Below are 14,386 nucleotides of genomic sequence, written 5' to 3'. Positions count from 1 at the left end.
GCGTACGTGAAATGTCGTTGGCGTCAGTACATCAAAGCGTAAAATTGGCCGATAGAACAAAAACGGCATCGGCGTGGGATACCGCCGCCAAGCGCCGCGACGGATGGTCGGAAAGTGCGTTTTGGCGATGATTGACGACGAAAAACCACAAGTCGGCCGCGAGCAGTGCCCGCAGAGTGAATGAACCGAGTGAGACCCGCCTTCCGGGCGTGACGAGATTGACCGCAATGACACCCGACGTACCCGCTTCCCCGATCGCCGAACCGCCGCCGCAGCGCATCCGCTTCGGAATCGTGCTGCTGCCGAACTTCACGCTCACGGCGTTCTCGGGCTTCGTCGACATGCTGCGCCTGTCCGCCGACGACGGCGATTACAGCAAGCCGGTGCGCTGCGCATGGAGCGTGATCGGCGAAACGCTGGCGCCGGTGCGCGCGAGCTGCGGGATCCAGATCACGCCGTGGGAAACCTTCGACAGCGCGGAACCGTTCGATTACGTGGTCGTGGTCGGCGGGTTGTTGCATTCGGGCCCGCAAGCCGGCCCCGAAACGCTCGAGTTCATCCGCCGCGCGGCGGGCGGCGGCGCGACGATCGTCGGGATCTGCACGGGCGTGTTTACGCTGATGCGTGCAAACGTGCTCGACGGCTACCGCACGTGCGTAAGCTGGTTCCACTACTGGGACTTCATCGAACGCTTCCCGAACGCCGCCCCCGACATGCTGATCGCCGACCGTCTGTTCGTGATCGACCGACGCCGGATCACCTGCTCGGGCGGGCGCGCCTCGATCGACGTCGCCGCCGCGATCCTGCTGCGCCATTTCGACCACGCGACCGTGCAGAAGGCACTGCGGATCTTGCTCGTCGGCGAGATGCAGAAAGGCAACGCGCCGCAGCCGCATCCGCCGGGCCTGGAGCCGGCCACGCACCCGAAGGTCAAGCGCGCGATTCTTCTGATGGAACAGCATGTCGGGCGCGCGCTGCCGCTCGAGGAACTCGCGTGCAAGCTCGACATGTCGACGCGCCAGCTCGAGCGGCTGTTCAAGGCCGAGACCGGCAAGAGCCCGCAGGCATTCGCGAAGCAGGTCCGGCTGCGCACGGCCGCGTGGCTGCTGACGAGCTCCGACCGCACCGTCGCCGATATCGCGTCGAGCTGCGGGTTCGCCGATGCGTCGCACCTCGGCCGCGAATTCCGCAAGCAATTCGGCGTGCCGCCCGCGACGTACCGGGAGCGCGGCGCGGACGTCGCGGACGCCGGCGTGCCGGCCGCGACCGACGCCGATCCCGTTGAAGACATCGCCGACTGACGATTGCGCGCCGCCGCAGACGCTGCCGCGCGCATTCGCCTCATCTCACTTGTCCCCGCGGACCACACCCATCAGGATCGCCGCAAATCAGCACCGATTGAAACCGGTTCCAGTCAAATTGGCCGACGTTGAGCGTCGCTGACCGAGGGTTATTCCCGATACTGACACGCGCGCACAAATTTGTATGATGACCACATCACCTTACAAACCATTGCGCCATGTTCGAGAAAATTCCCGCCCGTGCGATGAGCGACCACGTCGCGCAGCAACTGCTCAAGCAGATCGAAGCCGGCAGTTTCTCGGCCACTGGCAAGCTGCCGACGGAAGCCGTGCTCGCGCAGGAATTCGGCGTGAGCCGCACCGTGATTCGCGAAGCGATCTCGCGGCTGAAGAACGAGGGCGTGGTCGAGCCGCGCCAGGGCAGCGGCGTGTTCGTGAACCAGCACGGCGCGATCCGGCCGCTGCGGATCGATTACGCGGAAGCCGTCGAGGCGAGTTCGCTGCCGCACCTGCTCGCGGTGCGCCGCGCGATCGAGGCTGAAGTCGCGGCCGAAGCCGCGCTGCACCACACCGCCGACGACATGGCCGACATCGACGACGCGCTGCGCAAAATCGACGACGCGGTGGCCGAAGGGCGCGACGGCGTCGCCGAAGACGTCGCGTTTCACCGCACGATCGCGGGCGTCACCGGTAATCCGTATTTCCTCAAGACGCTGCAGTTCCTGAACCAGTACCTCGAGGCCGGCGTGAAGGTCACGCGTCGCAACGAAGCAACGCGCGAGGATTTCTCGCGGCAGGTGCGCGACGAACACGCGGCGATCGCGGATGCGATCCGCGCGCGCGACCCGATGGCGGCGCGCAACGCGGCGCGCACGCACATGTACAACGCCGCCCGCCGTCTCGCGGAAGCCGGCATCTGTTGAAGCCCGGCGGCGCGCGCGTCGCCGTTGTCCCGAATCTCTATCGAATCGATCAAGGTTGACCATGTCACGAAATGTTGGAGTCATCGGCCTCGGCGCGATGGGCCTCGGCGTCGCCCGCTCGCTGCTGCGCGCGGGGTTCCGCGTACACGCGTGCGACGTGCGCGACACCGTATTGCAGGCATTCGCGGCAGAAGGCGGCGTCGCGTGCGCGACGCCGGCCGAACTCGGCGCGCGGTGCGACGTCGTCGTCACGCTCGTCGTCAATGCCGCGCAGACCGACACGGTGCTGTTCGGTGAACACGGCGCGGTCGCTGCGATGAAGCCCGGCGGCGTCGTGATCGCGAGCGCGACCGTCGCGCCCGATTTCGCGGTCGCGCTCGGTGCGCGCATCGAAGCCGCGGGCTTGCAGATGCTCGATGCGCCGGTGTCCGGCGGCGCCGCGCGCGCGGCGTCGGGCGAAATGACGATGATGACGTCGGGCCCTGCCGCCGCGTACGCGGCGTGCGACGACGTGCTCGCCGCGATCGCCGGCAAGGTCTACCGTCTCGGCGACGCGCACGGCATCGGCTCGAAGGTGAAGATCATCAACCAGTTGCTGGCCGGCGTGCATATCGCGGCGGCGGCCGAGGCGATGGCGCTCGGGTTGCGCGAAGGCGTCGATGCGGACGCGCTGTACGACGTGATCACGCACAGCGCGGGAAATTCGTGGATGTTCGAGAACCGCGTGCCGCACATCCTGAACGGCGACTACACGCCGCTGTCCGCCGTCGACATCTTCGTGAAGGATCTCGGCCTCGTGCTCGATACCGCGCGCCGCAGCAAGTTCCCGCTGCCGCTGTCGGCTACCGCGCACCAGATGTTCATGAATGCGTCGAGCGCCGGCCACGGCGGCGAGGACGATTCCGCCGTGATCAAGACTTTCCCCGGCATCACGCTGCCGCCCGCCCGCTGATTCGAACGACGTACCTGCCATGACCGCTTCCGCTTTCCGTCCCTTGCTCGGCTGCATCGCCGACGATTTCACCGGTGCGACCGATCTCGCGAACATGCTCGTCAAAAGCGGCATGCGCACCGTGCAGACGATCGGCGTGCCCGCCGACGGCGCCGCGATCGACACGCCGATCGACGCCGACGCGATCGTCGTCGCGCTGAAGTCGCGTACGATTCCCGCGGCCGACGCCGTCGCGCAATCGCTCGCCGCGTACGCATGGCTGCGCGCGCAAGGCTGCCGGCAGTTCTTCTTCAAGTACTGCTCGACGTTCGACTCGACCGATGCCGGCAACATCGGGCCGGTTGGCGACGCGCTGCTCGATGCGGCCGGCGACGCCTTCACGATCGCGTGTCCGGCGTTCCCCGAGAACGGCCGCACGATCTTTCGCGGCCACCTGTTCGTCGGCGACGTGCTGCTGAACGAATCGGGAATGGAGCATCATCCGCTCACGCCGATGAAGGACGCGAACCTCGTGCGCGTGCTGCAGCAACAGACGAAGTCGCCGGTGGGCCTGATCCGCTACGACACGATCGCGCAGGGTGCAGCGGCCGTGCGTGCGCGCATCGACGCGCTGCGCGCGGATGGCGTGCGCTTCGCGATTGCCGATGCGCTGTCGGACCACGATCTTCACGTGCTCGGCGAAGCGTGCGCGAACCTGCCGCTCGTCACCGGCGGCTCGGGTATCGCACTCGGCCTGCCGGAGAATTTCCGCCGCGCGGGGCTGCTGCCGCAGCGCGACAACGCGGCATCGCTGCCCCGCATCGACGGGCTGTCGGCAGTGCTCGCCGGCAGCGCGTCGAAGGCGACGAATGCCCAGGTTGCCGCCTGGCGCGAAAGCCGCCCGAGCTTCCGGATCGATCCGCTTGCCGCAGCGCGCGGCGAACCCGTCGTCGGCGAAGCGCTCGCCTTCGCGCGTTCGCATCTGCCGCAGCCCGTGCTGATCTATGCGACCGCGACGCCCGACGAAGTGAGGGCCGTTCAGCACGCACTCGGCGTCGAAGCGGCCGGCCACCTTGTCGAAACCACACTCGCGGCGATCGCGCGCGGGCTGCGCGAGCTTGGCGTGCGCAAGTTCGTCGTCGCGGGCGGCGAGACGTCCGGCGCGGTCGTGCAGGCGCTCGACGTGAAATCGCTGCAGATCGGCGCACAGATCGATCCGGGTGTGCCGGCCACCGCCACCATCGGCGCGCAGCCGCTCGGCCTCGCACTGAAATCCGGCAACTTCGGCGCCGTGGACTTTTTCGACAAGGCGCTGCGCGCGTTCGACGGAGCCGCATGATGAGCAACGAAGCGAAACTGCGCGAAGAAATCTGCGTCGTCGGCGCGAGCCTGTATGCGCGCGGGCATGCGGTCGGCAGCGCCGGCAACATCAGCGCGCGGGTTGCCGACGGCTGGCTGATCACGCCGACCGACGCCTGCCTCGGCCGCCTCGATCCGACCGACATCGCGAAGGTCGGCCTCGATGGCCAGCCCGTCTCGGGCGGCAAGCCGTCGAAGACGCTCGCGCTGCATCGCGGGATCTACGCACGCAACACGCAAGCCAACGGCGTCGTCCACACGCATTCGACGCATCTCGTCGCGCTGACACTCGCGGGCGTGTGGCGCGACACCGACGTGCTGCCGCCGATCACGCCGTACTACGTGATGAAAGTCGGCCACGTTCCGCTGATCCGCTATCGCCGCCCCGGCGATCCGGCCGTCGCGGCCGAAGTCGCGGCGCTCGCCGACCAGGTGCGCGGCGTGCTGCTCGAGCGCCTCGGCCCGGTGATGTGGGGACCGTCGGTATCGCATGCGTCGTACGCGCTCGAGGAACTCGAGGAAACGGCGAAGCTGTGGCTGATGTCGAACCCGAAACCGGAACCGCTTTCCGGCACTGCGCTCGACGAACTTCGCGAAACCTTCGGCGCGCGCTGGTAGCCCAACGTACATCGCACGCATCGTGCATTGCGCGTCATAGAGGACTACCAACCGATTATCTCGCCCGCCGTGTGCGTGGGCCCTTCCGTCAGCACACACACGATCCGGCGGCGTACGCGCCGCCGGCACACGACATCATTGGAGACAACGATGACTGCTCTCGACGCGGCCGCAAGCCGCTCAACCGCCGCGGCCGCCCAAGCGGGCGAACTCGACCGCACCTACAAGAAGGTTTTCTGGCGCATCGTGCCGTTCCTGATGCTCTGCTACGTGGTCGCGTATCTCGACCGCGTGAACGTCGGCTTCGCGAAGCTGCAGATGTCGCAGGATCTCGCGTTCAGCGAAACGGTGTTCGGCCTCGGCGCCGGCATCTTCTTCCTTGGCTACTTCCTGTTCGAGCTGCCGAGCAACATGCTGATGCATCGCATCGGCGCGCGCATCTGGATCGCGCGGATCATGATTACGTGGGGGCTGCTGTCCGCACTGTTCGCGTTCGTGAAGACGCCGACGCAGTTCTACGTGCTGCGCTTCCTGCTGGGCCTCGCGGAAGCCGGCTTCTATCCGGGCGTGATCCTGTACCTCACGTACTGGTTCCCGTCGCATCGCCGCGCGAAAATCATCGCGGTGTTCATGTCGGCGATTCCGGTATCGGGCATTTTCGGCAATCCGCTGTCGGGCTGGATCATGGAGCGCTTTCACGGCGGCTCGGGCTTTCACGGCTGGCAATGGATGTTCGTGATCGAGGCCGTCCCGGCCCTGCTGATCGGCATTGCAACGATCCTGTATCTCGACAACGGCATCCGCAGCGCGAAGTGGCTCGACGAGCGCGAGAAGCAACTGCTCGAGGATGAAATCGCCGCGCAGCCGCAGGAACAGCACAAGCACGGTCACACGCTGAAAGCCGTGTTCGCCGACCCGCGCATGTGGTGGATGTCGCTGATCTATTTCGCGTTCGTCACCGGCCAGTACGGGCTCACGTTCTGGATGCCGACGCTCGTCAAGTCGACCGGTATCACCGATACGTTCCAGATCGGTCTGCTGTCCGCCATTCCGTTCGTCGTCGCGATCGTCGTGATGAACGTGTTCGGCCACAGCGCGGACAAACGTCGCGAACGCCGCTGGCACCTGATCGTGCCCGCGCTGATGGGTGCGATCGGGTTTGCGGTCGCCGCGTCGTACTCGCACAATACGGCGGTGTCGATCGTGTTCCTGTCGCTCGCGGCGGGCGGCGTGCTGACCTGCGCACCGCTGTTCTGGTCGCTGCCGACCGCGTTTCTCGCCGGCTCCGCCGCGGCGGCCGGGATCGCGATCATCAACTCGGTCGGCAACCTCGCCGGGTTCGCGAGCCCGTACGTGATCGGCTATCTGAAGGACCTCACGCACAGCACGTCGTCCGGCATGTACGTGCTCGCCGGGATGCTCGTGATCGGCGCGATCGCCGTGTGGCTCACGCCGGCCAAACTCGTGAACCGCTGAGCCGACGATTTGCCATTCGACGCGGGGTGCCGAGCGCCCCGCTCATTCATTCACAGGACCTGCTGCCATGCCCCGCTTCGCCGCCAATCTCTCGATGATGTACAACGAGCACGCGTTCCTCGACCGCTTCGCCGCCGCCGCGCATGACGGCTTCAAGGCCGTCGAATACCTGTTCCCGTACGACTTCGCCGCGGACGATATCCGCGCACGCCTCGATGCGCACAACCTCGAGCAGGCACTGTTCAATGCGCCGCCGGGCGACTGGGCTGCAGGCGAACGCGGAATTGCGTCGCTGCCCGGCCGCGAGGAAGAATTCCGGCGCGGCATCGATCAGGCGCTCGACTATGCACGCGTGCTCGGCAACAAGAAGCTGCACGTGATGGCCGGGATGGTGCTGCCGGGCGCGGACCGCGCGCGCCATCGCGACACCTATGTCGCGAACCTGCGCCATGCGACGCAGGCCGCAGCCGCATTCGGTATCACCGTCCTGATCGAACCGATCAACCAGCGCGACATGCCCGGCTATTTCCTGAGCCGCCAGGACGACGCGCACGACATCTGTGCGGAAGTCGGCGCGCCGAACCTGAAGGTGCAGTTCGACTGCTATCACTGTCAGATCGTCGAGGGCGATCTCGCGATGAAGCTCAAGCGCGATTTCGCGGGCATCGGCCACATCCAGATCGCCGGCGTGCCCGAGCGTCACGAGCCGGACGTCGGCGAACTGAACTACCCGTATCTGTTCGCGCTGATCGACGCGCTCGGCTACGACGGCTGGATCGGCTGCGAATATCGGCCGAAGGCCGGCACGTCGGAAGGCCTGGGCTGGCTGAAGCCGTACCTGTAATTCAAGTATTTCAACGAGGGCAACGAACATGAAAGTACTGATCACCGGCGGCGCCGGCTTTCTCGGCCAGCGTCTCGCGCGCAAGCTGCTCGAGCGCGGAGAACTGACCGGCCCCGACGGCCGGACCGGCAAGATCGATGAGCTGGTGCTGCTCGATGTCGTCCAGGGCAGCGACTTCGGCGATGCACGCGTGACGTCCATCGTCGGTGACATCGCAGACCGCGCGGTGCTCGAGCGTGCGATCGACACGCAGACGGGCGCGATCTTCCACCTCGCGGCAATCGTCAGCGGCCAGGCCGAAGCCGATTTCGATCTCGGCATGCGGATCAATCTCGATGCGTCGCGCACGCTGCTCGAAGTGTGCCGCGCGCGCGGCCACAAGCCGCGCGTCGTGTTCACGAGCTCGGTAGCCGTCTACGGCGGCGCGCTGCCCGACGTCGTGCAGGACGACACCGAACTGAACCCGCAATCGTCGTACGGCGCCGAGAAGGCGATCGCCGAACTGCTGCTGTGCGACTACGCGCGCCGCGGCTTCGTCGACGGCCGCGTGCTGCGGCTGCCGACCATCAGCGTGCGGCCAGGCCGCCCGAACGCGGCAGCGTCGTCGTTCGCGAGCGGCATCATCCGCGAGCCGCTGAACGGCGAGGAAAGCGTGTGCCCGGTGCCAGGCTCGACCCGGTTGTGGCTGCTGTCGCCGCGCGGCGCGATCGAAGCGCTCGTCGCCGGGTGCGAGCTCGACGGCGCGCGGCTTGGCAACAAGCGTGCGATCAACCTGCCGGGCCTGTCGGTGTCGGTCGATGAAATGATCGACGCGCTGCGCGAAGTCGCCGGCAACGACGTCGTGAAACTGATCCGCCATGCGCCGGACGAACGCATCGAGAAGATCGTCGGCAGCTGGCCGGGCCGCTGGGACACGACGCGCGCGGAAGCGCTCGGACTGAAGGGCGATACGTCGTTCGTAGACGTGATTCGCAGCTACATCGCCGACGAACGGCATTGACGGCCGCGCCCATCGGCCGGCGCGGCACGCGGCGCGAAGGGCGCATGCAGCCCGCATGACGCCACGCGCGCGCCGCGCCGCCGACGCACGGCGCGGTAGTGTCCACGGGTGCGCGCCGCGACATGCGCGCCCGAGCGGGTCCGGATGCTGGGCGACCGGCAAGCATGTACGGGCACATCGCCATCTAGTTTCCGAGCGGGACCGGCGCGCCAGCGGCAGACGCCGCCATTCGTGCATGCTCGTTCGCGGCCACCCGCGCTTGTGCCGCCTGAATGTCCGCCGGATATTCGCCGTCGTCGCCTTTCGACGGGTCGTACCCGGCCGCCTCCAGACGCATCAACTCTTCACGAACCTGCGCGCGCGTCAGCGGCGTATTCGATTGCGCGAACGACGCTTGAGCGGCACACGCGCCGGCCACGATCAGTAGTGCGATACAAGTTTTCATCATCGGCTCCTGCAGTTTTCCTTGCTGATCAAACGAGGTGAAGACGAGAATACGGCGAAGCGTGCCGCCCGCTCAGCTTCCGAAGTACAGCGTGCAGAAGCTCTCGGGACCCACGCATGCTGCCGTGCGCGCACTCGGCGCGGGCATTGCCGGCTTGCCCGCATCGGTCGTCGCGGCCGGCGCGCTGCCGAGCGCAGTCTCCGCCTGCCGTTGCGGCATTTGCGCGGCTTGCCGCTCGAACATCGGGCTCACCGCCGGGTATGACGTGTCGGTCACGAAGCGCAACCCGTCGTTTTCGGCGTCGATCAATTTCTGCCTGACCTGCGCGCGCGTCAGCGCCTGTGCCGACGCGGGCGTCGCGACACTCGCGACGGAAATTGCCGCCACCGTGGCGGCCACCAGCCAATACGTATTCATGCTCAGCTCCTTCGGAAGTCAACGAGACGACGTGCTACATCCCGTATGACGACGCCCGATGGGTGTTTATTCCCGCAGTCGCGCGCTGCATGCGCCGGATTTCCGCGTGCTGTCATTCTTTCGTCAGCCGGCGTAACCTGACGTAACGCAGGCCCCACCTTGCGTGGGGCAGACTGACGACACCTTGTGGACCGCTCACCGACCATGTCCGTCGTATACGACTATGCAGCCGGCCTGCTTCGCAGGCTGTACGACCGCCATATCGACAGCGGCGCCGTACTCGATACGGCCGCATTCCCCGACGCCGAACGTTTCGTTCGCGCGTGGCCGGCCATTCGCGCAGAAGCGCTCGACGTCGCGCGCGATCTGCCGCGCATCCCGCGCTTTCACGAGATCATGCGCGAGCAGCGCGACATCTCGGCCAACGATGCGCGCGACTGGCGAATGTTCATCATGCAGGCTTACGGACAGCCGTTTCCGCGCAACCTGTCGCGCTGCCCGACCGTCGCAGCAATCGTCGCGGCGTCGCCGGACGTGCTGTCCGCGTCGCTGTCGTTCCTTGCGCCGGGCAAGTACATCCCGCCGCATCGCGGGCCGTTCCGCGGCATTCTGCGCGGCTATCTGGTGCTGTCGATGCCGAAGCGCGCAGATGGCACGCCGGCTGCCGTGCTCAAGGTCGACGGCCGCGAATATCGGCTCGAAGAAGGCCGTTTCCTGCTGTGGGACGACACGTTCGTGCACGAGGTCTGGAACGACAGCGACGAAGTGCGGATCGTGCTGCTGCTCGATATCCGCCGGCGCGGAATGCCGCGCGTGCTCACGTGGCTGTCGGACGCTGTGATCGGCATCGTGCGGCTCGGGATTCGCGTGCGCGGGCAGTCGATTCCGGTCTAGCGGGCCGGCACACGCGCGCTGCGCATTCAGTCCTCGCGCGCGAGCCGCGTCAGTACGTCCGCAAGCGCCTGAATCGCCGGTTGCGCGGCACGCTGCGCCGGATAGACGAGGTAGTAGCCGAGACCATTGCGCACCACCTCCGGAAACGGCGCAACCAGCGTTCCGGCCGCGAGCCGGTCCGCCGCCATGCGCGGATCGCCTATCGCAACGCCATGCCCCTGTGCCGCGGCCGTCAGCGTCAGTTCGAGCGTATCGAACACCAGCCCGGTAGCTGGGTCGACCTGCACCGCGCCGACGGCGTTCAACCAGCATCGCCATTCGTCGCGGTTGCCCGCCGGATGCAGCAGCGTCGCCCGTGCAAGATCGGCGGCGGACTTCAACGACGCGCCGGTCTCGCGCGTGCACAGCGGCGTCAGGCATTCGTCGAACAGCGGCACCGCCACGATGCCCGTCCAGTGTCCGCTGCCGCGCACGACGATCGCGTCGAAACCGGCGTCGGTGAAATCCGGCGTGTCGTCGGCCGATGTGTGAATGCGCAGCTCGGTGCGCGGCAACGCATGATTGAGCGCCGCCAGCCGCGGCAGCAGCCAGCGAATCGCGAACGTCGACGGCAAGCGCAACGTAAGCGTCGACGCAGCGTGCGCGTGGGCATGCGCGTGTCGCGCCAGTTGCGCGAGCACGTCGACGGCGACTGCCAGCAATGCGGTGCCTTCGGCGGTCAGCGTGAGCCCCGACGGATGGCGCACGAACAATGCGCACCGGTAATGCGCTTCGAGCTGCTGCACCTGCCGGCTCACCGCGCCTTGCGTCCGGCACAGATGTTCGGCTGCGCGATTGAAACTGCCAAGTTCGGCGGCAGCGACAAAGACCTGGAACGCCGTCAGCGGCGGCAGCGCGCGGGTGAGGTCCGCGAGCGGATATGCGCGTCCGGCATACCCGGATTGCGGATTTTTCGTTTGTTCGGTCATCGCTGCATCGCTATCGTGGTTGGACCGCATCGCGACCGCGGTCGCGATGGCCCTTCAACACTCAGCGGAGAAATACCATGGTCGAATCGTCCAGCGCACTATACACGCGGCAGGTCGATACCTACCTGAAAACGCTCGAACGCGGCGATGCAGCCGAGATCTGTGCATTGTTCACGCCGGACGCGCAGATATTTTCGCCATTCCTCGGATGGATGTCGCCGCAGCCGTTCTTCGACAAGGTCGTGGCCGCATCGGGACAAAGCCGGATCACGCCGATCGACATCTGCGTCAGCACGACGGGCGCACGCCGGGCCACCGGCTATTTCGTCTACGACTGGGGACTGAAAGACGGCTCCGCCGTGCGGTTCGAGTGCGTCGACGTATTCGAATTCGCAGAGGACGCGCGCATCGAGCGCATGATCATCGTCTACGACACGTATCCGATCCGCAGTACGGTCGGCGACAAGTATGCATGACGCGGCGGCGCGCGCCCGGACGCCCCGGGCAATGGCGCGCCGCAGCAACCTCGCCAGCGACTGACGCGTACGACTGTGCCGCCATCGGCCCGATCGATCGCCTACACTACAGACGATTCCGGCTCCGCGCGGCTCCTGCCAGCCACTGACATGGCCCACATCTTCTTCGCGGCATCGATCCAGCGGCACATCGACACGCCCGAGCGCGACGTCGACGCGCGCACGCTCGGCGAAGCGCTCGAATCCGTGTTCGGCGAACAGCCGCGGCTGCGCGGCTATATCGTCGACGACCAGGGCGCGCTGCGAAAGCACCTGTCGGTGTTCATCGACGGCCAGCCGGCGCGCGACCGGCAACATCTGTCGGATCCGCTCGGTACGGAGAGCCGCGTGTACGTCGTGCAGGCATTGTCCGGCGGGTAACTCGCGTATCCGCACCGTAGCCAGCGCCCGATCGCGCCCCAGGAGACACCCGACATGAACGATCGACTGCTCGTCGCGACCCGCAAGGGCCTGTTCGTGCTTCACGCCGACGGTAATGGCGGCTGGTCGCTCGGCGAACCCGACTTCATCGGCGAACCCGTCAGCATGGCGCTGGCCGACCCGCGCGACGGCACGCTGTATGCGGCGCTCAATCTCGGCCATTTCGGCGTGAAGCTGCATCGTCGTCGCGCCGGCGCGGCAGAATGGGAAGAATGCGCGGTGCCCGTCTATCCGCCGCAGCCCGCCGAGCCGCCGCGGGCCGACACCGGCGCACATGCGCGCACGGGCGACGCCGACGCCGCGGACGAAGCGCCCGCGCCGCCGCGCCCGCCGTGGACACTCCAGCAGATCTGGTCGCTCGAAACCGGCGGCGCCGACGAGCCCGGCGTATTGTGGGCCGGCACGATCCCGGGCGGGCTGTTCCGCTCCGGCGACGGCGGCGATTCGTGGGTGCTCGACCGCGCGCTGTGGGACCGTCCGGAGCGGCTGGAGTGGTTCGGCGGCGGCTACGACGCGCCGGGCATCCATTCGGTGATGGTGGATCCGCGCGACAGCAGGCACGTGACGATCGGCATCTCGTGCGGCGGCGTGTGGCAGACCGTCGATGGCGGCGCGACGTGGCGCGTCAGCGCAGACGGCATGGAGGCCGACTACATGCCGCCCGAGCGGCGCGGCGAGCCCAACGTGCAGGATCCGCATCGCGTCGTCCAGTGCGCGGCCAACCCGGACGTGCTGTGGACCCAGCATCACTGCGCGATCTTCCGCTCGACCGACGGCGGCGCGCATTGGCAACGGATCGAAGCGCAGCCGTCGAGCTTCGGCTTCGCGGTGGCCGTCCATCCGCGCGATCCCGACACCGCGTGGTTCGTGCCGGCCGTGAAGGATGCGTGCCGGATTCCGGTGAACGGCCGGTTGGTCGTCACGCGCACGCGCGACGGCGGGCGCAGTTTCGAGATCCTGTCGAACGGCTTGCCGCCGGCGCCCGCCTACGACCTCGTGTACCGGCACGGGCTCGCGGTGGACGACTCGGGCACGCGTGTCGCGATGGCGTCGACGACGGGTGGACTATGGACGTCCGAGGATGGCGGCGACCACTGGCGGCAGATTTCCGCACATTTGCCGCCCGTGTATTGCGTACGCTTCGGGTGACGCTCGGCGAACGTGGAACGACGCAAAGCGCGCCGCGCTGCGCGCAGAAAATGACAAAGCCGCCGGCAGCAGGACGTCTGCCCTGCCACCGGCGGCGCGATATCGACCCGGGCTTGCCGGCGACGTCCGGCAAGCCCGCGCGCGTCGATCAATGCACGCCGAGATACGCCTTCACCGCCGGCAGGCCCGGCTTGCCGTCGATCGTCGTCACGCCGGCCAGCCACTTGTCGAGCGATTGCGGGTTCGCCTTCAGCCACGCGGCAGCGGCCTTGTTCGGGTCTTCCTTGTTCATGATCGGCACCATCACGTGGTTCTCGATCGACGTCGTGAACTGCAGATTCGACACGAACTTCGCGACGTTCGGGCAGCGCTGCGCATAGTCGGGCGGCGTGGCCGTCAGCACCTTCGCTTCGCCGTAGTTCGGGCCGAACACGTCGTCGCCGCCGCTCAAGTAGTCGATCTTCATCTGCACGTTCATCGGATGCGGTTCCCACCCGAGGAACACGATCCACTGCTTGTCGCGAATCGCGCGATTCACCTCGACGAGCATCCCGGCTTCGCTCGATTCGACCAGCTTGAACTTGCCGAGACCGAACTGGTTGCCGTCGATCATCTTCTTGATCAGCGCATTGCCGTCGTTACCCGGCTCGATCCCGTAGATCTTGCCGTTGAGCTTGTCCGCGTACTTCTGGATATCGGCGAACGACTTCAAGCCGCCCTGGTACACGTAGTCGGGCACCGCGAGCGTGTATTTCGCGCCGGTCAGGTTTGGCGTGGCAAGCACCTTGATCGTGCCGGCCTTCGTGAACGGCTGAATGATCGGGTCCATCGTCGGCGACCAGTAGCCGAGGAACACGTCGATCTGCTTGCTCTTGATGCCGGCGAACGTGATCGGCACCGACGCGATCGTCTTCGTCGGCGTATAGCCAAGCCCCTGCAGCATCGTGGCCGCGAGGCCGGTGGTGGCCGCGATGTCGGTCCAGCCGACGTCCGCGAAGCGCACGTTCTTGCACACGGGCGGATCGGCCGCATATACGGCCGACGTCGGCGCGGCAATTCCGATCCCGCATACCGCTGCGATCAATAGGCGCTTCATCTGTCTTCT

General features: G+C 66.9%; 16 protein-coding genes. 12 read left to right on the top strand and 4 right to left on the bottom strand.

What is annotated here, in order from left to right; genetic code table 11:
- The first annotated feature begins 227 nt into the window (after window positions 1-227).
- The 8 genes from KDW55_RS13605 (at window position 228) to denD (ending at window position 8,452) form a co-directional block, all read left to right on the top strand.
- Entirely contained in the window at window positions 228-1,301 is a 1,074-nt protein-coding gene (locus KDW55_RS13605) for a GlxA family transcriptional regulator (RefSeq protein WP_059544540.1), read from the top strand.
- Between the two features lie 218 nt (window positions 1,302-1,519).
- Window positions 1,520-2,224 (top strand): FCD domain-containing protein, encoded by a 705-nt coding sequence (locus tag KDW55_RS13600; RefSeq protein ID WP_069243312.1) that lies wholly within the window; start codon window positions 1,520-1,522, stop codon window positions 2,222-2,224.
- Window positions 2,127-3,176: an L-threonate dehydrogenase gene (gene ltnD, locus KDW55_RS13595; protein ID WP_257785764.1), complete on the top strand. Its 1,050-nt coding sequence runs from the start codon at window positions 2,127-2,129 to the stop codon at window positions 3,174-3,176. Before KDW55_RS13600 ends, ltnD begins: the two co-directional genes overlap by 98 nt.
- A gap of 19 nt (window positions 3,177-3,195) precedes the next feature.
- Window positions 3,196-4,494 (top strand): 3-oxo-tetronate kinase, encoded by a 1,299-nt coding sequence (gene otnK, locus KDW55_RS13590; protein WP_212160406.1) that lies wholly within the window; start codon window positions 3,196-3,198, stop codon window positions 4,492-4,494.
- Entirely contained in the window at window positions 4,494-5,132 is a 639-nt protein-coding gene (locus KDW55_RS13585) for an aldolase (protein WP_040140805.1), read from the top strand. The genes otnK and KDW55_RS13585 overlap by 1 nt, the downstream gene beginning before the upstream one ends.
- Window positions 5,133-5,282: 150 nt before the next feature.
- Window positions 5,283-6,608, top strand: a complete 1,326-nt coding sequence (locus tag KDW55_RS13580; RefSeq protein WP_040138654.1) for an MFS transporter — start codon at window positions 5,283-5,285, stop codon at window positions 6,606-6,608.
- Window positions 6,609-6,675: 67 nt separating this feature from the next.
- Window positions 6,676-7,452, top strand: coding sequence for a 2-oxo-tetronate isomerase (otnI, locus tag KDW55_RS13575; protein ID WP_069243314.1), 777 nt, complete (start codon window positions 6,676-6,678; stop codon window positions 7,450-7,452).
- Window positions 7,453-7,480: 28 nt separating this feature from the next.
- Window positions 7,481-8,452 carry a D-erythronate dehydrogenase gene (denD, locus tag KDW55_RS13570; RefSeq protein ID WP_212197974.1) on the top strand — a complete coding sequence of 324 codons (972 nt, stop codon included), beginning with the start codon at window positions 7,481-7,483 and terminating at the stop codon, window positions 8,450-8,452.
- Window positions 8,453-8,636: 184 nt separating this feature from the next.
- On the opposite strand, the gene KDW55_RS13565 is transcribed toward denD, so the two are convergent.
- Complete coding sequence (locus tag KDW55_RS13565; RefSeq protein ID WP_069243573.1) at window positions 8,637-8,897, bottom strand: DUF4148 domain-containing protein; 261 nt, start codon at window positions 8,895-8,897, stop codon at window positions 8,637-8,639.
- Window positions 8,898-8,969: 72 nt separating this feature from the next.
- Complete coding sequence (locus tag KDW55_RS13560; protein WP_212160408.1) at window positions 8,970-9,314, bottom strand: DUF4148 domain-containing protein; 345 nt, start codon at window positions 9,312-9,314, stop codon at window positions 8,970-8,972.
- A gap of 204 nt (window positions 9,315-9,518) precedes the next feature.
- Here KDW55_RS13560 and KDW55_RS13555 point away from each other — a divergent pair, with 204 nt between their 5' ends.
- The gene (locus tag KDW55_RS13555; RefSeq protein WP_212160410.1) at window positions 9,519-10,208 is read left to right on the top strand and encodes an aspartyl/asparaginyl beta-hydroxylase domain-containing protein; all 690 of its coding nucleotides are present in this window, start codon (window positions 9,519-9,521) and stop codon (window positions 10,206-10,208) included.
- A 26-nt stretch (window positions 10,209-10,234) separates the two neighbouring features.
- On the opposite strand, the gene KDW55_RS13550 is transcribed toward KDW55_RS13555, so the two are convergent.
- A complete protein-coding gene (locus KDW55_RS13550) occupies window positions 10,235-11,176 on the bottom strand; it encodes a LysR substrate-binding domain-containing protein (protein ID WP_212160412.1) in 942 nt (313 codons plus the stop codon).
- 77 nt (window positions 11,177-11,253) lie between these two features.
- Between KDW55_RS13550 and KDW55_RS13545 the strand changes: the two genes are divergently transcribed.
- From KDW55_RS13545 to KDW55_RS13535, 3 genes are all read left to right on the top strand, one after another.
- A complete protein-coding gene (locus tag KDW55_RS13545; RefSeq protein ID WP_059544546.1) occupies window positions 11,254-11,652 on the top strand; it encodes a nuclear transport factor 2 family protein in 399 nt (132 codons plus the stop codon).
- Between the two features lie 150 nt (window positions 11,653-11,802).
- On the top strand, window positions 11,803-12,072 hold the full coding sequence (locus KDW55_RS13540) for a MoaD/ThiS family protein (protein ID WP_212148445.1): 270 nt from the start codon (window positions 11,803-11,805) through the stop codon (window positions 12,070-12,072).
- A gap of 54 nt (window positions 12,073-12,126) precedes the next feature.
- On the top strand, window positions 12,127-13,281 hold the full coding sequence (locus KDW55_RS13535) for a sialidase (protein WP_069243317.1): 1,155 nt from the start codon (window positions 12,127-12,129) through the stop codon (window positions 13,279-13,281).
- A gap of 148 nt (window positions 13,282-13,429) precedes the next feature.
- Here KDW55_RS13535 and KDW55_RS13530 read toward each other — a convergent pair whose 3' ends face one another.
- Window positions 13,430-14,377: a choline ABC transporter substrate-binding protein gene (locus KDW55_RS13530; protein WP_040138662.1), complete on the bottom strand. Its 948-nt coding sequence runs from the start codon at window positions 14,375-14,377 to the stop codon at window positions 13,430-13,432.
- Window positions 14,378-14,386: the final 9 nt, after the last annotated feature.

The organism is Burkholderia sp. AU19243 (assembly GCF_018148075.1).
Taxonomy (GTDB): domain Bacteria; phylum Pseudomonadota; class Gammaproteobacteria; order Burkholderiales; family Burkholderiaceae; genus Burkholderia; species Burkholderia latens_A.
Note: the sequence above shows the minus strand (reverse complement) of the source record. Positions and strands in the feature narration are given on the sequence as shown.